Source organism: Nocardia sp. CA-119907, from assembly GCF_050955995.1.
In the GTDB taxonomy this organism is placed as follows: domain Bacteria; phylum Actinomycetota; class Actinomycetes; order Mycobacteriales; family Mycobacteriaceae; genus Nocardia.
The window spans coordinates 1,141,906-1,164,897 of sequence record NZ_CP192091.1; the positions used below are offsets into that span (position 1 = coordinate 1,141,906).

Below are 22,992 nucleotides of genomic sequence, written 5' to 3' on the forward strand. Positions count from 1 at the left end.
TTGGACCGGCTGGATTTCGGCGGAAACGGCGAAACTGGTGACACAGGGGCGGGCGCTACGCAGGCTGCTGCGGAGTACTTTCCGCTGTCGCCCGCGCAGCTGGGCATCTGGTACGCGCAGCACGTGGACCCGCAGGTTCCGATCAACATCGCCCAGTACATCGACCTGCACGGTGACCTGGATCGCGCGGTGCTGCGGCAGGCCAGTATCGACGCCTCGAACGAGTTCGGCTCGGGCTTCCTCTGCATCGTCGAACGCGACGGTGAGCCGCAGCAGTTCATTGATCCGACGATTCCCGATCGTGACGAGATCGTCTACGTCGACCTGCGCGGCGCCGATGATCCCGAGGCGGCCGCGATGGCCTGGATGCGCGCGGAGTACAGCCGTCCGTTGAACATCGTGTCCGATCGCCTGATCCGGCTCGCCGCACTCCAGTTGGCGGACCAGCACTGGTACTGGTACGCCCGGGTGCACCACATCGTGCTCGACGGTTTCGGCGCGATGACCTACATGCAACGTACCGCCGAGCTGTATACCGCGGCGAAGAACGGCGTCGAAGCGCCCCCGTCCAAGGTCACCGATCTGCGGACCCTCTACGACCAGGAGATCTCTTACCGCGACAGCTCTCGATTCCAGTCCGATAAGGAACACTGGGCCCAGCGGGTCGCCGGGCTGGAGGATGGGACGAGCCTGGCGGGCCGGTCCGCGCCGCCCGCGCCGCTCAACGGTGTGGCCAGCGCGGCGTTGTCGCCGGAGCAGGACGCACTGCTCGCCGATGCGGTGGCGCGGCACGACAATTCGCCCGCGGGCCTGCTGATCGCGGGTTTTGCCGCCTATTTGGCGCAGTGGACCGGTGCGGAAGAGGTGATCCTGAGCCTGCCGGTGACCGCGCGCACCACTGCCGCTATGCGCCGTTCCGGTGGCGTGACGTCGAATATCGTGCCGCTGCGGTTGCGGGTCGGCTATGACACGACCGTCGCGGAACTGCTGCGTTCGGTGACGGTGGAGGTGTCGGGCGCGCTGCGTCATCAGCGCTACCGGCACGAGGACATCCGCCGCGACAGCGCGGGCAGATCGACCATCGACACTGGTGTCGGCGCGCAGTTCTTCGGCCCCTGGATCAACATCATGTTGTTCCACAACGAGATCGTGCTCGGCGATATGGTCGGTAGCTTCAATGTGCTGTCGACCGGCAGTATCGAGGATCTCGGTGTCAATTTTTATCAGTCGGTCGGCGGTACCCGCTCGCATATCGACTTCGAGACCAACCCGAACCTCTACACCGAAGCCGAAGCCGCGCAGCATCATTCGCGGTTCTTGGAGTTCTTCGACCGGTTCCTGGCCGCGGACGCCGATGCGGTGGTGTGGGAGCTACCGGCCACCACCGAGGACGAGCGGGAACTGACTCTGTTGGAGTGGAACGACTCCGAGCAGGACGTTCCCGATACCACCCTGGCGGCGCTGCTCGATGCGCAGATCGAGCTGACCCCGGACAATATCGCGCTGGATTTCCAGGACGCGCAGCTCACCTACGCCGAGTTCGCCGCACGGGTCAACCGACTGGCCCGGTTCCTGATCGCCGACGGTGTCGGCCCGGAATCGCTGGTCGCACTCGGCATGCGACGCTCACTGGACCTCGTGATCGGCATGCACGCGGTGCTCAAGGCCGGTGGCGCGTACGTGCCGATCGATCCGGATCACCCCGCCGATCGCACCGCCTACATCCTCGACTCCGCGGCACCGGTCTGCCTACTCACTGTCTCCTCCGACGAACTCGAACTACCGCAATCGGTGCGCCGGGTACAGATCGACACCCTCGACGTGTCGGCCTTCGACCACGCACCGGTCACCGATACCGACCGACGCGCGCCGCTGCGTCCGGACAACACCGCCTACGTCATCTACACCTCCGGTTCGACCGGACGCCCCAAAGGTGTCGCGGTCACCCACCACGCGATCGTCAATCAGCAGCTGTGGATGCTCGATGAATACCGCCTGACCGCGGATGACGTGTATCTGCAGAAGACCGCCACCACCTTCGACGTATCACTGTGGGGCTACTTCCTGCCGCTGATGGTCGGCGCGAAGCTGATCATCGCCGCCCCCGACGGGCACCGGGATCCGCTGTATGTCGCCGACATGATCCAGCGGCACCAGGTGACCGTCACCGACTTCGTGCCCTCGATGCTGACGGTTTTCGTCGCCCACGCCACCACCACCCAATGCGCCACCCTGCGTGCGGTTTTCGTCATCGGTGAAGCACTGCCACCGGAAACCGCGGCAGGTTTCCGCGCGATCACGAGCGCCGGTCTGCACAACCTCTACGGTCCGACCGAGGCCGCGGTCTCGGTGACCTACTGGGAGGCCACCGCCGCCGATACCGTGACGGTGCCGATCGGTATCCCGGAGTGGAACGTCCAGGTCTACGTGCTGGATGCGCGGCTGCGGCCCGCGGCCGTCGGCGCACCGGGTGAGCTGTACCTGGGTGGACGCCAACTCGCGCGCGGCTACCGAGGCCGTCCCGATCTGACCTCGGATCGGTTCGTGGCCAACCCCTTCGGCACCCACGGCGAACGCATGTACCGCACCGGTGACCTGGTGCGCTGGAATGCCGTCGGCACGCTGGAATACATCGGCCGCACCGACTTCCAGGTGAAGTTCCGCGGTCAGCGCATCGAACTCGGCGAGATCGAAACGGATCTGCTCGCCCATCCCGCCGTCAGCCAAGCCGCCGTCCTGGTGGTGGATACCGCCACCGGCCAACAGTTGGTCGCGTATGTGGTGCCCGCGCCGGGACAGTCCATCGAATCGGCCGAACTCACCCGGTTCGTCGCGGAGAAGCTGCCCAGCTACATGGTGCCAGCCGCGATCATGGTGCTGGACGCGTTCCCGCTCAACACCTCCGGCAAGCTGGACCGAAAGGCCCTGCCGGAGCCGGTCTTCAGTGCGGACGCCGCCGGATTCCGCGCCCCGCGTACCCAAGCCGAACAGATCGTCGCGGCCATCTTCGCCGATGTGCTCAGCCAGGAGCGCGTCGGCATCCATGACAACTTCTTCGATCTGGGCGGCAACTCGCTGGTCGCCACCCAGGTGGTGTCGCGGATCGGTGCGGCATTCGGCACCCAGATCGGGGTGCGTGCGCTGTTCGAGACCCCGACGGTGGCCGGTATCGCCGCCCGCGCCGAAACCGCGAGTCCCGCCGATGCCGCGCGGCCGCCGCTGGTCGCCCAGCAGCTGCCCGAGCGGGTGCCGCTGTCGCTGGCACAGCAGCGGATGTGGTTCATCAACCAGTTCGACTCCACGGTGCCCGCCTACAACCTGCCGTTCGTGGTGCGCTTGCGCGGCCAGGTCGATGTCGATGCGCTGCAGGTGGCGCTGACCGATGTGATGGCGCGCCAGGAGTCGCTGCGCACCATCTTCCCGGAGTCCGGTGACGGCGGCTACCAGCTGGTGCTGCCGATGGAAGAGATCGATCTCGGTATCGAGGTGCAGTCGATCGATCCCGCCGAATTGCACGGCGTGCTGGTCGAATTCGCCGCCACCGGATTCGATGTCGCCACCGAACTGCCGATCCGGGTGCGGGTCTACCGCGTCACCGGTTCGAATAACGGAACCCCCGACTACGCGGTCGCGTTCGTCGTGCATCACATTGCGGCGGATGGTTTTTCGTTCGGTCCGCTGGCCCGCGATGTCGCCGCCGCCTACTTGGCCAGGGCCGCTGGTGAGGCCCCGGTGTGGGCGCCGCTGCCGGTGCAGTACCGCGACTACTCGCTGTGGCAGCGTGAGCTGCTCGGCGCGGAATCCGATCCCGGTTCCATGGCGGCCCGCGAAATCGCCTACTGGCGTAGAGCTTTGGCCGGTCTGCCGGATCAGCTCGACCTACCCGCCGACCGTCCGCGCCCGCCGGTGCAGAGCTTCCGCGGTGGCCGGGTCGGCTTCGATATCGATGTCGATCTGCACGAGCGCATCGCCGCATTCGCGCGCGCCCAGGGCGTCAGCGTATTCATGGTGCTGCACGCGTCGCTGGCGGTGCTGCTGTCGCGGCTGTCCGGTACCAGCGATATCGCCATCGGCACTCCGGTCGCCGGTCGCGGTGAGCAGGCGCTCGATGATCTGATCGGCATGTTCGTCAACACCCTGGTGCTGCGTTCGGAGGTCGACGGCAGCGAGGCCTTCACCGACTTCCTGACCCGCACGCGCGAGGGCGATCTCGCCGCATTCGCCTATGCCGATGTGCCGTTCGAGCGGCTGGTCGAGGTGCTCAACCCGACCCGTTCGCAGGCGCGGCATCCGCTGTTCCAGGTGATGCTCTCGTTCCAGGAACTCTCGCACGGTTCGATGGAGCTGTCCGGCCTGTCGGTCACCGCCGATGAGCTCGAGGTCGATATCGCCAAATTCGACCTGCAGTGGACGGTCACCGAGGGACGCGGCGCGCACGGCGAACCCACCGGTATGTCGACCGTGGTGTCCTTCGCCACCGATCTGTTCGATGCGGAAACCGTCGCCGAATTCGGCCGCCGTTTCCTGCGCGTGCTCGAAACCGCCGTCACCGCACCGGAATCCGCGGTCCGCGATATCGATATCCTCGATGACGCCGAGCGCGCGACGGTGCTGCACGACTGGAACCGCACCGCCGATCCGGTGCCCGCCGCCACCGTGCTCGACCTGTTCGACGCGCAGGTGCGTCAACGTCCGGACGAGATCGCCGTCGTTTTCGACGGCGGTGCCCGCAGCGAAGGCGAGTTCGGGCCGCGAACCGAACTCGCCCACCCGTCGCCCGACCACCACCCCTCATCGAGTCGCTACGCGACGCTGTCGTATGCCGAATTCTCGGCACGGGTCAACCGCTTGGCCCGCAAGCTGATCGCCGAGGGCGTCGGCCCGGAATCGCTGGTGGCCGTTGGCATTCGCCGTTCGGTGGACATGCTGGTGGCCATCTACGCGACCATGGCCGCGGGTGGCGGCTATGTGCCGATCGATCCCGATCACCCGGCCGAGCGCACCGAATATGTCCTCGCCAGCTCGAATCCGGTCTGCGTGCTCACCACGACCGCCGATGATGTCGCCGCCGACGGTGACCATCGGGTGTTCCAGCTCGACACCCTCGACCTCGCCGACTTCGACGACACGCCGGTCACCGATACCGAACGCCTTGCGCCGCTGCGGTCTTCGAACACCGCCTACGTGCTCTACACCTCCGGTTCGACCGGCCGACCCAAGGGCGTGGCGGTCAGCCATGCCGGTGTCGTCAACCAGATCGCCTGGATCACCAGTGAATACGGCATCGACGCCGCCGATGTGATCCTGCAGAAGACGCCGGTCACCTTCGACGTGTCGGTGTGGGAGCTGTTCGGCACCCTGGCGGTCGGCGCGCGCATGCTCATTGCCGCGCCGGACGGTCACCGCGATCCGATGTACCTGTCGGAGATCATCGGCCGCCACGGGGTCACCATGACCTCGTTCGTGCCCTCGATGCTCTCGGTCTTCGCCGGGGCCGCGTCCGCGGCCGAATGCGCTTCGCTGCGTGCGGTTCTCGTCGCCGGTGAGGCGCTGCCGCCGGCCACGGTGACCACATTCCGGCAGTTCTGCGGTGCCGCCGTGCACAACCTGTACGGTCCGACCGAATTCACCGTGCACGCCACCGCCTGGCATATCGATGAGGCCGCGCCGACCACGGTGCCGATCGGCCGCCCGGTATGGAATGCGCAGACCTATGTGCTCGATGCGGGCCTGAACCCGGTGCCGGTCGGAGTGCCGGGCGAGCTGTACCTGGGCGGTGTCCAGGTGGCCCGCGGCTACCACGGCCGCCCCGACCTGTCGGCGGAGCGGTTCGTCGCCGACCCGTTCGGCGCACCGGGCGCGCGCCTGTACCGCACTGGAGACCTGGTCCGCTGGACCGCGCCGCAGGATCCGGCGATCGGGACCGCCGGTGTGCTGGAGTACATCGGCCGCACCGACTTCCAGGTGAAATTCCGCGGCCAGCGCATCGAACTCGGTGAGATCGAGACCGCGCTGCTCGAACATGCCGCGGTCACCCAGGCCGTCGTGCTCGTCATGGATACCGTCGCGGGCGATCAGCTGGTCGCCTATGTGGTCACCCCGGGTGGCGTCGCCGATGTCGATGACATCAAGAACTCGCTGCACCGCACCCTGCCCTCGTACATGGTGCCCTCGGCGATCGTCGGCCTGGACGCGTTCCCGCTCAACCCGTCCGGCAAGCTGGACCGCAAGGCGCTGCCCGCGCCGGTCTTCGAGGTGCGCGAATTCCGTGCGCCGAGTACCCCGATCGAGGAGATCGTCGCCCAGATCTTCGGTGAGGTGCTCGGCATCTCCCGGGTCGGTGTCGACGACGACTTCTTCGAACTCGGCGGCAACTCGCTGATCGCCACCCAGGTCGCCTCGCGCCTGGGCATCGCGCTCGACACCCGGGTGCCGGTGCGCATGCTGTTCGAGGCGTCCACCGTGGCGGCGCTGGCGTCCCGGGTGGAATCGCATGCCGGTGACGGCGCGCGCAAGGCGCTGGTGGCCCGGTCGCGGCCCGAGCAGGTGCCACTGTCGCTGGCACAGCAGCGCATGTGGTTCCTCAACCGGTTCGATACCGAATCGGCGGTCAACAACATCCCGGTCGCGATCCGGCTGTCCGGTGACCTCGATGTCGCCGCGCTGCAGGTCGCGGTCATCGATGTGATCGACCGGCACGAATCGCTGCGCACCGTATTCCCGGAGACCAAGAACGGTCCGGTGCAACGGATTCTGGATGCGGCACAGATCGTTCCGGACCTGACCCCGTACCGGGTCACCGAGGAGACGCTGGTCGAGCATCTGGTCGACCTGGCCTCCATGGCCTTCGATGTCACCGATGAGGTGCCGCTGCACGCCCGGCTGTTCGAGATCAGCGAATCCGAATATGTGCTCGGTATGGTGGTGCACCACATTTCGGCCGACGGCTGGTCCATGGGACCGCTGGCGCGCGATGTCATGGTGGCCTATGCCGCGCGCACCTCATGGGAATCGCCCGCCTGGTCCGCGCTGCCGGTGCAGTACGCCGACTACGCGCTGTGGCAGCGCGAGGTGCTCGGCTCCGAGGACGATCCGAATTCGTTGATCGCCAGCCAGATTGGGTACTGGACCAACGAACTCGCCGATCTGCCCGACGAATTGGTGCTGCCATCGGATCGTCCGCGTCCGGCGGTCGCCTCCTACCGGGGTGGCACCTACGCGTTCGTGATCTCCGCCGAGACCCAGCGCGCGCTGATCGACTTGGGGCGCAAGCACAATGCGTCGCTGTTCATGGTGATGCACAGTGCGCTCGCGGTGCTGTTGGCGCGGGCCAGCGGTACCGGCGATATCACGATCGGCACCCCGGCCGCCGGTCGTGGTGAGGCCGCGCTCGACGATCTGATCGGCATGTTCGTCAACACCCTTGTGCTGCGCACGAATGTGGACGGCTCCGCCAGTTTCGCGGATCTGCTCGCGCAGGCCAGGGAAACGGATCTGCACGCCTTCGCCCATGCGGACCTGCCGTTCGAGCGGCTGGTCGAGATCCTGAACCCGGCTCGTTCGCAGGCGCGCCATCCGCTGTTCCAGGTGATGCTGGCCTTCCAGAACACCAGACAGGCCAATCTGGAACTGCCCGGACTGTCGGTCAATGGCATCGATTACGACGCCAGGCTGGCCAAGTTCGACCTGCAGCTGACCCTGCAGGAGACCCAGGAGCATGGTGAGGCGGCCGGTATGTCGGCCGAATTCTCCTATGCGCTCGACCTTTTCGACGAGGCGACGGTGGCGGCGTTCGCGCGGCGCCTGGATCGGGTGCTGGCGGCCATCATCGCCGATCCGACGGTGCCGGTCGGCGATATCGGGCTGCTCGACGATGACGAAACCGCCCTGGCGCTGACCGGCTGGAACGACACCCGGCGCGATTTGCTGCCGCGTCGGCAGCCCGGGCGCTCCCCGCGTCGTTCCGGCGCTCGCCGGGGTGACGGGGCTGGGCTCACCCTGGTGGGCGAGTTCGCTGCGCAGGCCGCCGCCACCCCGGATGCGGTCGCGATCGTGGATCCGGCGACCGGAACCTCGCTGGCCCACCCGTCGCCCGACCACCACCCCTCATCGAGTCGCTCCGCGACGCTGACATATGCCGAATTCGGCGCGCGCGTGCACCGGTTGGCGCGGCGTCTCATCGAGGCCGGGGTCGGTCCGGAAAAGCTGGTGGCGCTCGGTCTGCGGCGTTCGGTCGACCTTGTGGTCGCGGCGTACGCGGTGCAGGAAGCGGGCGGCGGCTATGTGCCATTGGACCTGGACCAGCCGACCGAGCGGATCAGCTATGTGCTCGAGTCGGCGGCACCGGTCTGTGTGCTGACGAGCTCGCGCGACAACTTCGAGAGCGGCGGTCTGCCGACGCTGTCCATCGATGAGCTGGAGCTGTCCGGGTACTCCGACGAGCCGGTCACCGATGCGGAGCGGATCGCACCGCTGCGGGCGGAGAACACCGCGTATGTGATCTTCACGTCGGGTTCGACGGGTCGTCCGAAGGGTGTTGCCGTACCGCATGCGGCTGTGGTCAACCAGATTCGTTGGATCACTGGTGAGTACGGCATCGGGGCCGATGATGTGGTGTTGTTCAAGACTCCGGCGACGTTCGACGTGTCGGTGTGGGAGTTGTTCGGCCCGTTGAGCACCGGCGGTCGGATCGTCGTCGCGAGCCCGGATGGCCATCGTGATCCGCAGTATTTGGCGGATGTGATTGCGGCCGAGCGGGTCACGATGACTTCGTTCGTGCCGTCGATGTTGACCGTGTTCGCGGGCAGTGTGGATGCTGCCGGTGGTGCGGCGCTGGAATCGCTGCGTGCCCTGCTCATCGCCGGTGAGGCCTTCACCGGAGACGCGGTCGCGGCCATTCGCCGGGTCAGTTCCGCCGAGCTGTACAACCTCTACGGCCCAACCGAATTCGCGGTGCACGCGACCCACGGACCGGTGGCACAGGGCCTGGTCGGCGCGGTGCCGATCGGCCTGCCCGTCTGGAATGCCCAGGCGTATGTGCTCGATGCCCGCCTGCATCCGGTCGCACCGGGTGTCGCGGGTGAGCTCTATCTCGCGGGTGCGCAGTTGGCGCGCGGTTACTTCGGCCGCGCCGATCTGACCGCGGATCGCTTCGTGGCCAACCCGTTCGGCACCTCCGGTGCCCGGATGTACCGCACCGGTGATCTGGTCACCCGCAATGCCAACGGGTCGATCGTTTACCTGGGCCGTACCGACTTCCAGGTCAAGCTGCGCGGTCTGCGCATCGAACTCGGTGAGATCGAAACCGCTCTCACCGCGCACGATTCGGTCGCGCAGGCCGTGGCGCTGGTGCGCTCGGATGCCCGTACCGGCGATCAGCTGGTCGCCTATGTAGTGCCCGCCAATGGCGGCACCGTCGACCTCGATGAGCTGCGCGGGCACCTGAGCGAGCAACTGCCCTCGTATATGGTCCCGTCCGCCATTGTGGTGCTCGATGCCATGCCGTTGAACCCCAACGGCAAGCTGGACCGGCGCGCACTGCCCGAGCCCGTCTTCGAGGCCAAGGAATTCCGCGCGCCGTCGACGCCGATCGAAGAGATCGTCGTCGGCATTTTCGGCGATGTGCTCAGCCATGACCGGATCGGCATCGACGACAACTTCTTCGATCTCGGCGGCAACTCGCTGGTCGCCACCCAGGTGGTGGCGCGCCTCGGTGCGGCACTGGACACCCAGGTTCCGGTCCGGCTGCTGTTCGAGGCGCCGACCGTGGCCGCGCTCGCCGCGCGCATGGAGGCCAATGCCGGGGCCGGTGGCCGTCAGGCGCTGACCCCGCGTCCGCGCCCGGAGTACCCGCCGCTGTCGCTGGCGCAGCAGCGGATGTGGTTCCTCAACCGCTTCGACGCCGATTCGGCCGCCGACAATATTCCGGTGGCGGTGCGGCTGCACGGGCATCTGGATCTGCCCGCGCTGCGCGGTGCCATCGCCGATGTGATCACCCGGCACGAATCGCTGCGCACGGTCTACCCCTCCCACGAGGGCGTGGCCTACCAGCAGGTGCTCCCGGCCGCGCGGGCGCTGCCGGAACTGGAGATCGTCCCGGTCGCCGAGAGCGAAATGGGCGGCGCCCTCTATGAATTCATCGGTCGCGGCTTCGACGTGACCACCGAATCCCCGGTGCGGATTCGGCTCTACCAGGTCGAGCGCGCGCCGCTGAGCAGCAAGAAGTGGCGCGACAACACCCAGGATCATGTGCTCGCGGTCGTCGTGCACCACATTGCGGCGGACGGCTTCTCGATGCGTCCGCTGGTGCGCGACCTCATGTCGGCCTATATCGCGCGCAGCTCCGAATCCGCGCCGGTCTGGGCTCCGCTGCCGGTGCAGTACGTGGATTACGCGCTGTGGCAGCGCGAAACCCTCGGCGCCGAGGACGATCCGACCTCGCTGATCTCCGAACAGCTCGGCTACTGGCGCGAAACCCTGGCCGGACTGCCCGAGGAACTGCGCCTTTCGCCGAAGCCGCGGCCGGTGGTCGCCTCGTATCAGGCACGGACACATCGATTCCGGCTGCCCGGCGCCCTGGTCGACGCGCTGAACCGCGTCGCGCACGAGCACAGCACCACGCTGTTCATGGTGGTGCACAGCGCCTTCGCGACACTGCTCGCGCGCCTGAGCGGTTCCGATGACATCGCCATCGGCATCCCGGTGGCCGGTCGCGGTGAGCAGGTGCTCGACGATCTGGTCGGCATGTTCGTCAACACCCTGGTTTTGCGTACCGCGGTTGATCCGTCCGAATCGTTCACCGACCTGCTCGGCCACGTGCGCGAGCGCGATCTGCAGGCCTTCGCACACGCCGATGTGCCGTTCGAGCGGCTGGTCGAGGTGCTCAACCCGGCCCGCTCGCAGGCGCGGCATCCGCTGTTCCAGGTGATGCTGTCGTTCCAGAACCTGGGCCGCACCTCGCTCGAATTGCCGGGCCTCGCGGTCTCCGAGCTGGGCATCGACCAGCCGACCGCCAAGGTCGACCTGCAGCTCACGCTGAGCGAGGGCGCGGAATCCGAGATGGATGCCGAACTCGTCTATGCCACTGACCTTTTCGACGAGCTGTTCGCCGAATCCTTCGCCGAGCGTTTCGTCCGGGTGTTGCACGGTATCACCGCGGCACCGTCGGTCGCGGTGGGCGATATCGATCTGCTCGACGGCACCGAGCGGGCTCTGGTGCTCGACCAATGGAACGACACCGAATTCCCGGTGGACGCGGCGCTCACCTCACCGGTGGGTGATGCGGCCGCGACGCTGGTTTCGCTGTTCGAGGCACAGCTGGTGCGTACCCCGGACGAGTACGCGGTCTCCTACGAGGGGACCAGTCTGTCCTATGCCGAGTTCGGCGCCCGGGTGCACCGGTTGGCGCGCTGGCTGAAGCAGAACGGCGTCGGCCCGGAATCGTATGTCGCCCTCGGTATGCGGCGCTCGATCGACCTGGTCGTCGGCATGTACGCGATCAATGCCGCCGGTGGTGCCTATGTGCCGCTGGATCCGGATCATCCGGCCGAACGGATCGACTACATCCTGGAGACCGCGCGCCCGGTGTGCGTGCTGACCTCCGGCACCGATCTGGAGACCACGGTGTCGCGGCAGGTCCGCATCGATGAACTCGACCTCGCCGAATTCTCGGACGAGCCGCTGACGGATGCGGATCGGCATCGGCCGCTGCGTCCGGGCAATACCGCGTACGTGATCTTCACCTCGGGTTCGACCGGCCGCCCGAAGGGTGTGGCCGTCTCGCACGCCGCGATCGTCAACCGTCTGGTGTGGATGCACGCCGAATACGGTCTCGCGGCCGATGATGTGGTGCTGCAGAAGACGCCGGCGACCTTCGATGTGTCGGTGTGGGAGTTCTTCTGGCCGTTGCAGGTCGGCGCGCGCCTGGTCGTCGCCAAGCCCGACGGCCATCGCGATCCGGCCTATATGGCACGTTTGATCGTCGAGGAGCAGGTCACCACGGTGCACTTCGTGCCGTCGATGCTCTCGGTATTCGTCGCCGAGGATCGCGCGGCCGAATGCGCGAGCCTGCGCAATGTCTTCGCCTCCGGTGAGGCATTGCCCGCGGTGACGGCCCAGCGCCTGCGCCAGCTGACCGGCGCGCGGCTGCACAATCTGTACGGGCCGACCGAGGCCGCGGTCGACGTCACCTTCCACGAGGTGACCGACGCCGATGTCAGCTCGGTGCCGATCGGCGCCCCGGTATTCAACACCCAGGTGTACGTGCTGGATTCGCGGTTGCGTCCGGTGCCGGCCGGCGTTCCGGGTGAGCTGTATCTGGCGGGCGCCCAGCTGGCGCACGGCTATGTCGGCCGCCCCGACCTGACCACCGAGCGGTTCATCGCGAACCCGTTCGGCACTGCCGCGCGCATGTACCGCACCGGCGACCTCGTCATGTGGACCGCGCGCGGCGAGCTGGAGTACCTGGGCCGCACCGACTTCCAGGTGAAGCTGCGCGGTCTGCGCATCGAACTCGGGGAGATCGAGTCGGCGCTCACCGCACAGGACGCGGTGGCGCAGGCGGTCGTACTGGTGCATTCCGATGAGCGGACGGGCGATCAGCTGGTCGCCTATCTGGTCGCGAACCCGGACCGCGCCATCGTTGTCGAGACCATGAAGAACACGCTGGTCGAGCAGCTGCCCGCCTACATGGTGCCCGCGGCCTATATGGTGCTCGACGCGTTCCCGCTCAATGCCTCCGGCAAGCTGGATCGCAAGGCACTGCCCGCACCGGCCTTCGCGGCCAAGGTCTTCCGCGCGCCGACCACTCCGGTGGAGGAGATCGTCGCGGGCACCTTCGCCGAGGTGCTGGGCTTGCAGGGGGTCGGCCACGGTGTCGGCCTGGACGACGACTTCTTCGAACTCGGCGGCAATTCGCTGATCGCCACGCAGGTGGCGGCGCGGCTCGGTGCGGCACTGGACACCCAGATCCCGGTGCGCGCACTGTTCGAGGCCTCGAATGTAGCGGCGCTGGCCGCGCTGGTGGAATCGGCCGCCGGAGCAGGCGGCCGGGCGGCACTGACCGCACAGCCGCGCCCGGAGCTGGTCCCGCTGTCGCTGGCCCAGCAGCGGATGTGGTTCCTCAACCGCTTCGACAACCAGACCGCGGTCAACAACATTCCGGTCGCCATCCGGCTCACTGGCGATGTCGATATCGCGGCGTTGAACGCCGCCATCGGCGATGTGCTGGCCCGCCACGAGGCGCTGCGCACCATCTACCCGGAGCTGGAAGGCACCGGCTACCAGCACGTTCTGCACACCGACGAGGTGCGCTTCGAGCTGGTGGCCGAGGCGATCGCGCCCGCCACGGTGCCCGCGCGCATTGTCGAGCTGGCCAGTGCCCACTTCGATGTGACCAGTGAGGTGCCGTTCCGGGCCAATCTGCTCAGCATCGATGACAACAACCACGTCGCGGTGCTCGTCATGCACCACATCAGCGGTGACGGCTTCTCGCTGCGCCCGCTGCTGCGCGATGTGGTGCTGGCCTACACCGAGCGCAGCCGCGGTGAGGTGCCCGCATGGGCGCCACTGGATGTCCAGTACGCCGACTACGCGCTGTGGCAGCGCGCGGTGCTCGGCAGCGAGGACGATCCGCAATCCGTCGCGGCACAGCAGCTCGCGTACTGGACCGGGCAGCTGGCCGATCTGCCCGACCAGATCGAGCTGCCCGCGGACCGCTCGCGGCCCGAGGTCGCCTCCAATGCCGGTGGCACCCACGGTTTCTCGGTCGACGCCGAATTGCACACCGCACTGGCCGAACTCGCCCGCGCCCGCGGGGTCACGCTGTTCATGGTCGTCCACGCCGCGCTGGCGACTTGGGCGGCCCGGCTGTCCAACAGCACCGATATCGCCATCGGCACCCCGATCGCCGGACGCGGTGAACGCGCGCTCGACGATCTGGTCGGCATGTTCGTCAATACGCTGGTGCTGCGCAATGAGGTCGATCCGAGCGCCAAGTTCAGCGATCTGCTGGCCCAGGTGCGCCGCACCGATCTGGCGGCCTTCGCCAATGCCGATGTGCCGTTCGAGCGGCTGGTCGACGTCATCAGCCCGGCCCGGTCGCAGGCGCATCACCCGCTGTTCCAGGTTGCGCTGACCTTCGAGGCCGCCTCGGCCGCCGATATGGGCACCGTCGCCCTGCCGGGTGTGGAGCTGTCCGTGGTCGAATTCGATCCGGGCACCGCCAAATTCGATGTGCAGCTGACCGTCGGCGAGGCCGCCGACGGCGCGCTGGGCATGTCGTGGAACTACGCCACCGAACTGTTCGATCCGGAGACGGTGGCATCCTTCGCCGATCGTCTGGTCCGGATTCTGCGGAGTGTGGTCGAGGATCCCGAGATCGTCATCGGCGATATCGATCTGCTCGGTGAGGCCGAGCGGCTGAATGTGTCGCAGCGCTGGGTGTCGTCCGGATTCGATGGCGGCACAGCGCGATTCGCCGCACCCGGCACCACGCTGGTCGACCTGTTCGAGCAGGCGGTAGCCGCGCATCCGGACAATACCGCGGCCAAGTTCGGCATCGAATCGCTGACCTACGCGGAGCTGGACCGGCGCGCGAATGTGCTGGCGCGCAGGCTGATCGCCGACGGCGCCGGTCCGGAATCGCTGGTCGCGGTGATCCTGCCCCGCTCGCTGGACCTGGTGGTCGCGCTGCTCGCGGTGGTGAAGACCGGTGCGGGCTATGTGCCGGTGGATCCGACCTACCCGGCCGACCGCATCGCCTATGTGCTCGCGGATTCGCGTCCGACCAGCGTGATCCTCGATTCCACGGTCCAGGTGAGCGTGCCCGCCGAACTGCCGACCGTGGTCCTCGATGGATTCGCGGTGGAGACCGGCAATATCGAGGACGCCGACGACGCCCCGATCACCGACGCCGACCGCCTCGCGGCGCTCACCCCGGACAATGTGGCGTACGTGATCTACACCTCCGGTTCGACCGGACGCCCGAAGGGTGTCGCGGTCGCGCATCGGAATGTGGTGCGGCTGTTCGCCAATACCGATCGCGACTTCGGCTTCGGCCCCGACGATGTGTGGACGCTGTTCCACTCCTACGCCTTCGACTTCTCGGTGTGGGAGCTGTGGGGTCCGCTGCTGTTCGGCGGCACCCTGGTGGTCGTCGACTACTACACCTCGCGCTCGCCCGAACAGTTCCTGGAACTGCTGCGGGTGGAACAGGTCACGGTGCTCAACCAGACGCCGTCCGCGTTCTACCAACTGGCCGAGGCCGATCGCAATGCCGCGCCGGACGCCGAACCGCTGGCGCTGCGCTATGTGGTGTTCGGCGGTGAAGCCCTCGAACTGCGCCGGCTCGCCGATTGGGTCGCCCGACACGGCGACGGTGCCAAGAAGCGTTCCGCGGGCTCCGCGCCGGTCGCTCCGCTGCTGGTCAACATGTACGGCATCACCGAGACCACGGTGCACGTGTCCTACCGCGCGCTGGACGCCGCGACCATCGCCGCCGCCTCCGGCAGTGTGGTCGGGCGCGCCATCGCGGGTCTGCGGGTGTACGTGCTCGACAACCGGCTGCGGCCGGTACCGGTGGGGGTCGCGGGCGAAATGTATGTCGCGGGACCGCAATTGGCCCGCGGCTACCTGGGCCGCCCGGACCTGACCACCACCCGCTTCGTCGCGAACCCGCTCGCCGACGCCGATGCGGCGGGCACGCGCCTGTACCGCTCCGGCGACCTCGCGCGCTGGAACCGCTTCGGCGAACTCGAATACCTCGGTCGCGCCGACGATCAGGTGAAGGTGCGCGGTTTCCGCATCGAACTCGGCGAGATCGAATCGGCGATCCTGGCCCAGCCCGGCATCGCCCAGGCCGCGGTCATCGTTCGCGAGGACCAGCCGGGCGATCAGCGGATCGTGGCCTATGTGGTCGCCGAACCCGAGGTGATCCCCGATCTCGATGTGGTGCGCAGCGGTGCGGCGCAACGACTTCCGTCGTACATGGTGCCCGCGGCGCTGGTTCGGCTCGAGTGGATCCCGTTGACCGTCAACGGCAAGCTGGATCGCCGCGCGCTGCCCGCACCCGCGGTGCAGGCCAAGGCTTTCCGCGCTCCGGTCACCCCGGTGCAGGAGACGGTGGCCGCCGTCTTCGCCGATGTGCTCGACCTGCCCCGGGTCGGCGTCGACGATGACTTCTTCGATCTCGGCGGCAACTCGCTCATCGCGACCAGGGTGGTGTCCCGGATCGGCGCTGCCCTCGGCACCACGGTGCCGGTGCGCGCGCTGTTCGAGGCCTCCACCGTGGAAGGGCTCGCGGCCCGGGTGGAATCGCATGCCGACGGTGCGGCGCGGGCCCGGCTGCTCGCCCGCCCGCGCAAGGCCGACGAACTGGTGCCGCTGTCGTTCGCGCAGCAGCGCATGTGGTTCCTGAACAAGTACGACACCGCATCGGCGGCCTACAACCTGCCGATCGCCATTCGATTGACCGGTGCCCTCGATCTCGAGGCGCTGCGGTTGGCGGTGGCGGATGTGGTGCGCAGGCACGAATCGCTGCGCACCCGCTACCCGGAGCACGGCGGCACCCCGGTACAGGTGATCGTGCCCGCCGACGCGATCGCGCTGGACCTGCAGCCGGTTTCGGTCGATCCGGCCGAGCTGACCGTGGTGGTGACCGAGTTCGTCAGCACCGGATTCGATGTCTCCGAACAGGTTCCGCTGCGGACCAGGCTGTTCGCCGCGGGGCCCGACGAGCATGTGCTCGTCGTGGTGGTGCACCACATCGCGGCCGACGGCTTCTCCATGGGCCCGCTGACCCGCGATGTCATGCTCGCCTACTCCGCGCGCACCCAGGACGCCGCGCCCGGCTGGGCGCCACTGCCGGTGCAGTACGCGGACTTCGCGATCTGGCAGCGGGAGGTGCTCGGCTCCGAGGACGATCCGGCATCGCTGATGGCGCGTCAGGTCGCACACTGGCAGCGCGCGCTCGACGGTGTGCCGGACGAACTGCCGCTGCCCACCGACCGGCCGCGCCCCGCGATCGCCTCGCATCGCGGCGCGACACTGCAGACCGAACTGCCCGGTGAGCTCATCGCGACACTGGAAGCCATTGCACGGCAACGCGGTGCGTCGCTGTTCATGGTGATGCACAGCGCGCTGAGCGTGCTGCTGGCCCGGCTGTCGGGCACCGACGATGTCGCCGTCGGCTCGCCGATCGCCGGACGCGGTGAGCAGGCACTCGACGATCTGGTCGGCATGTTCGTCAACACCCTCGTGCTGCGCACCGGGGTGAGCCAGTCCGAGTCGTTCACCGAACTGCTGGACCGGGTGCGGGCGACCGATCTGGACGCCTTCGGCAATGCCGACGTGCCGTTCGAGCGCCTGGTGGAACTGCTCGCGCCGGAACGCTCCCAGGCGCGCAACCCGCTGTTCCAGGTGATGCTCGCATTCCAGAACCTGGATCGCACCGCGCTGGAACTGCCGGGTCTCTCGGTGTCCGCGCTGGACCTCGAGGAGAACGTCGCCCGGTTCGACCTGCAGTTCACGCTGTCGGAAACCGGTTCCACCGGCATGACGCTGGCGCTCACCTACGCCACTGAACTGTTCGACGAGGCGACCGCCGCCGAGATCACCCAGCGCTGGCGGCGCGTGCTCGAGGCCATCGCCGCCGATCCGACGGTCACCGTCGGCGCGATCGACGTGCTCGATGCCCAGGAGCGCGCCGATCTCATCGCCCGCACCGGCCCCGCGGCCGTTCCCGCGCGCACGCTGCCGGAGTTGCTGGCCGAGGCCGCCGCGATGGACCCGAAGTCGACCGCCGTGGTCTTCCAGGGGACACGTGTGTCCTATGGCGAGCTCGACGAGCGCTCGAACCGCTTGGCCCGCTTGCTCATTGCCGAGGGCATCGGCACCGAGGATCTGGTCGCCGTCGGTGTGCCGCGGTCCGCGGATTCGGTATTCGCCGCCTGGGCGGTGTCGAAGACCGGTGCGGCCTTCGTACCGGTGGACCCCAACTATCCGGCCGAGCGCATCGCGCATATGGTCACCGATTCCGGTTCCCCCGTTGGCCTCACGGTCGCGGCGGTCCGTGACGGCCTGCCGGAATCGGCGCGCTGGCTGGTGCTCGAAGACCTCGACCTGGATGCCTTCGACGGCGGTCCGATCACCGACGCCGACCGGGTCCGCCCGCTGCGTCCGGCGCATCCGGCCTACGTCATCTACACCTCGGGCTCGACCGGCGTGCCCAAGGGCGTGGTGGTCACCCATGCGGGTCTCGCGAACTTCAGTGTCGAGCAGATCGTGCGCTACGACCTCGATTCTGGTTCGCGCGCATTGCATTTCGCCTCGCCGAGCTTCGACGCCTCGATCCTCGAGCTGCTGCTCGCGATCGGCGCCGGTGGCGCGCTCGTGGTGACGCCGCCCGGTGTCTACGGCGGTGAGGAACTGTCCGAGCTGATCCGCACCGAGCGGGTCACGCACGCGTTCATCACCCCGGCCGCGCTGGCCACCTTCGACCCGACCGGGCTGGACTCGCTGCGGGTGCTGGTCGCCGGTGGTGAGGCGGTGCCGGCGGATCTGGTCGCGAAATGGGCCGTGCCGCTGGAGAACGGGTCGGTCCGCAACTTCCACAACGGGTACGGTCCGACCGAGACCACGATCATGACCAATATCAGCGATCCGCTGGTGGCCGGTGACACGGTGGTGATCGGTGCCCCGATCCGCGGTATGCAGTCGCTGATCCTGGACGCCCAGCTGCGGCCGGTGCCAGTGGGTGTCGCGGGTGAGCTGTATCTGTCGGGCATTCAGCTGGCGCGCGGCTACCACGCGCGGGCCGGGCTGAGCGCCGAACGTTTCGTGGCCAACCCGTATGTCGCGGGTGCGCGGATGTACCGCACCGGTGACGTGGTCCGCTGGACGCACAGCGGTACCGTCGAATATGTCGGCCGCTCCGACTTCCAGGTCAAGGTGCGCGGCTTCCGCATCGAACTCGGTGAGATCGACGCCGCGCTGGCCTCGCACGAGACCGTCGACTTCGCCGTCACCGTCGGCCACAAGAGCACCGCGGGCGCGACCTCGCTGGTCTCGTATGTGGTCGCGGCGCAGGGGCATTCGATCGACGTGGCCGAGCTGACCGCGCACGTCGAAGAACGCCTGCCCGCCTATATGGTGCCGTCGTCGGTGATGGTCATCGACCACATCCCGCTGACCCCGGTCGGCAAGCTGGACCGCAAGGCGTTGCCGGAGCCGGTATTCGCGACCGAGGTCGTCTTCCGCGCGCCGCGCACCCCGATCGAGCACACCATCGCCGAGGTCTTCGCCGAGGTGCTCGGGGTGGATCGCGTCGGTGTCGACGATTCGTTCTTCGCACTCGGCGGCGACAGCATCGTCTCGATTCAGCTGGTCTCGCGGGCCAAGGCACGCGGTGTCGTCTTCACCCCGCGCCACGTCTTCGAACAGCGCACCGTGGCCGGACTCGCCGCGGTCGCCGAGACCACCGACAGCACCGAATCCAGTATCGAGGCGCTGGCCGAGCTGCCCGGTGGTGGCGTCGGCGCCATGCCGTTGACCCCGGTGGTCCGGTTCATGGCCGAGCGCGACGGGTCGTTCGGCCGGTTCAACCAGACCATGGCACTGGAGCTGCCGGTCGGCATCGACCGGGCCGGTATCGCGAAAACCGTTGGCGCGGTGATCGATCGCCACGACATGCTGCGGGCGCGGCTCTACCGCGACGGCGACGACTGGATCGTCGACACCGCCGCACCGGGCACGGTCGATGTCGACGCGCTGATCGACCGCACCGAATTCGACGCGGGCGTGGACACGGCCGGACTGGTCGACATCGCCGCCGCCGCACTGGATGCGTCGCTGGATCTGCTGGATCCGGCCGCGGGCGTGGTGGTTCGGTTCGTCTGGCTGGAGCCGTCGGACGGCAGCCGCGGCGGCCGACTCATCGTGGCCGCGCATCACCTGGTGGTGGACGGTGTTTCCTGGCGCATCCTGGTGCCGGACTTCGTCACCGCGTGGGGTCAGCTCACCGCGGGCCAGGATCCGCAGCTCGTCGCGCCCGCCACCTCGATGCGGGCCTGGGCGGACGCATTGCGGCGTGAGGCCGAAAGTGCCCAGCGGGTGGCCGAACTCGACTACTGGCGTTCGGTGGTCGCCACCGCGGATCCGCTGCTGACCGAGCGGCCGATGGATCCGACCGTGGATACCTCGGGTGTCATCGACAAGCTGCAGGTCGAGGTGTCCGCCGAGGTCACCAAGGCGCTGTTGACCACGGTGCCCGCGCTGTTCCACGGCGGTGTCAACGACGGTCTGCTCACCGCGCTCGCCCTGGCAACCGCGAAGTGGCGCGCGCGCCGCACCGGCACCCGCACCGACGACGCGCTGTTGCTCCGACTGGAAGGCCATGGCCGCGAAGAGGACATCGTGCCCGGCGCGGATCTGTCCCGCACGGTCGGCTGGTTCACCGCGATCTTCCCGGTGCGCTTCGATCTGTCCGGTATCGATATCGATGCCGCGCTGACCGGCGGCCCGGCCCTGGGCAAGGCCGTCAAGGCGGTCAAGGAACAGCTGCTCGCGGTGCCGGACAAGGGCATCGGCTACGGCCTGCTGCGCTATATGAATGCGGCGACCGCCACCGAACTGCCCGCCGCACAGCCGGGCCAGGTGAGCTTCAACTACCTGGGCCGCGTCTCCGAGGGCGATGTGCCCGAGGCGCTGCGCGGCTTCGGCTGGATCCCGGCCGCGGAACTCGGCGCGCTCGGCGGCGCCTACGACGCGGATATGCCCGCGATGGCGCCGCTGGATATCAATGCCATCGTGGTCGGCGACAAGCTGACCGCGAATATCGGCTACCCGACCACCCTGCTGGACGCCACGCAGGTCCGCGAATTCGGCGAGCTGTGGGTCACCGCGCTGGAAGCGGTTGCCCGGCACGCCCATTCGAACGGCGCCGGTGGGCACACACCGTCGGACTTCGCCCTGGTGCGCTCGACCCAGCGCGATATCGACAACTGGGAGCAGCGCTTCCCGGCCTTGGCCGATATCTGGCCGCTGTCGGCACTGCAGGCGGGTCTGCTCTTCCACGCGCGCCTGGCCGCCACCTCGGTGGACGTCTACACCGCGCAGGCCGTGCTGACGCTCACCGGCCGGGTGGACGCGACCCGGTTGCGTTCGGCCGCACAGGCTCTGGTGGACCGCTACGAGAACCTGCGCACCGCGTTCGTCACCGATAACGACGGCAACCCGGTGCAGGTGGTGCTCGACAGCGTCCGCGTCGCCTGGGCCGAGCACGACCGGATCGAATCCGGCGACGACGCCGACCTCATCGCCGCGGACCGCACCGAGCGTTTCGATCTGACGGCGCCGCCGCTGATCCGGTTCACCCTGATCCAGGTGGCCCAGGACCGCTGGCAGTTCGTGGTCTCCAACCACCACATCCTGCTCGACGGCTGGTCCATGCCGCTGCTCATGCGGGATCTGCTGGTGCTCTACGCGGCCCACGCCGATACCAATGTGCTGCCCGCGGTGCGCTCCTACCGGCACTTCCTGGAATGGACCAGGCAGCAGGATCATGCGGCCTCGGTGGCCGCGTGGGCCGATGCGCTGCGCGGTGTCAGCGAACCCACGCTGCTGTCGCGTCCGGACGCGGGCCGCGAGATCACCTCGCTGTCGGGCGAATACTTCTTCGAACTGGACGAGCGGGCGACCGCGCGACTGACCGAGGTGGCCGCCTCGCTCGGTGTCACGCCGAATACCGTGCTGCAGGTCGCCTGGGGCATCCTGATCGGCCGGATGACCAGCCGCGACGATGTGCTGTTCGGTACCACGGTGTCCGGGCGTCCGGCCCAGCTCACCGGTGTCGAATCGATGGTCGGCCTGTTCATCAATACCGTTCCGGTGCGGGTGCGCTTCGATCCGTCGGAATCGGCGGGCGAGCTGCTGACCCGTACCCAGGGCGAGCAGGCGGATCTGCTCGATCACCACTACGTCGGCCTGGCCGATATCCAGTCCGCCGCCGGTATCGGCGGTCTGTTCGACACGCTGGTGGTCTTCGAGTCCTATCCGGTCGATGCCGAGGGCATCCGGGCCCAGGCCGCCGATATCGATGGCATGGCGGTCATCGATATGCAGGCCGCCGACGCCACCCACTACCCGCTGACCCTGATCGCGCAGCTGGACACGCAGCTGCGGATCCGCGCGGGCTACCTGCGCGATCTGTTCGACGAGCAGACGGTGCGCCGCATCGCCGATCGACTGGTCCGGGTGCTGACCGCGATCACCACCGAACCCGCCGTGCCCGTCGGGGATATCGAACTGCTCGATACCGTCGAGCGCGAGCTGGTGGTGTCGGACTGGAACGACACCGCGCACGTGGTAGACGATGCGGCCACGCTGGTCTCGATGTTCGAGGCCCAGCTCGCCGCGACCCCGGACGCGACCGCGCTGACGTTCGAGGGAACCAGTCTGACCTACGCCGAATTCGGTTCCAGGGTCTACGGTTTGGCGCGCTGGCTCATCGAACGCGGCGTCGGCCCGGAATCGTATGTGGCCCTTGGCATGCGGCGCTCCATCGATCTGGTGGTCGGCATGTACGCGGTGACCGTGGCCGGTGGCGCGTATGTGCCGCTGGATCCGGATCATCCGGCCGACCGCACGGAATACATTCTCGCCACCGCCGATCCGGTCTGCGTGCTGACCTCCGGTGACGATCTGAAGATCGATACCGCCCAGGTGCGCATCGACCTGCTCGACCTGTTCGGGCTACCGGATGAGCCGGTCACCGACGCGGAACGGCGTGCGCCGCTGCGTCCGTCGAATACCGCCTACGTGATCTTCACCTCGGGTTCCACCGGCCGTCCGAAGGGTGTCGCGGTCAGCCATGCGGCGATCGTGAACCGCCTGGTGTGGATGCAGTCGGCCTACGGGCTGACCAGCGCCGATGCCGTACTGCAGAAGACGCCCGCGACCTTCGACGTGTCGGTGTGGGAGTTCTTCTGGCCGTTGCAG

The 22,992-nt window shown here is 67.9% G+C and carries 1 protein-coding gene (only partly in view); it reads left to right on the forward strand.

What is annotated here, in order from left to right; genetic code table 11:
* Positions 1 to 22,992, forward strand: partial view of a non-ribosomal peptide synthase/polyketide synthase gene (locus tag ACQP2D_RS05295; protein ID WP_433685539.1) — the 5' portion only. The gene runs 14,358 nt beyond the window's last position; 22,992 of the gene's 37,350 nt are visible here — the first part of the coding sequence; the start codon lies at positions 1 to 3; the stop codon falls past the right edge of the window.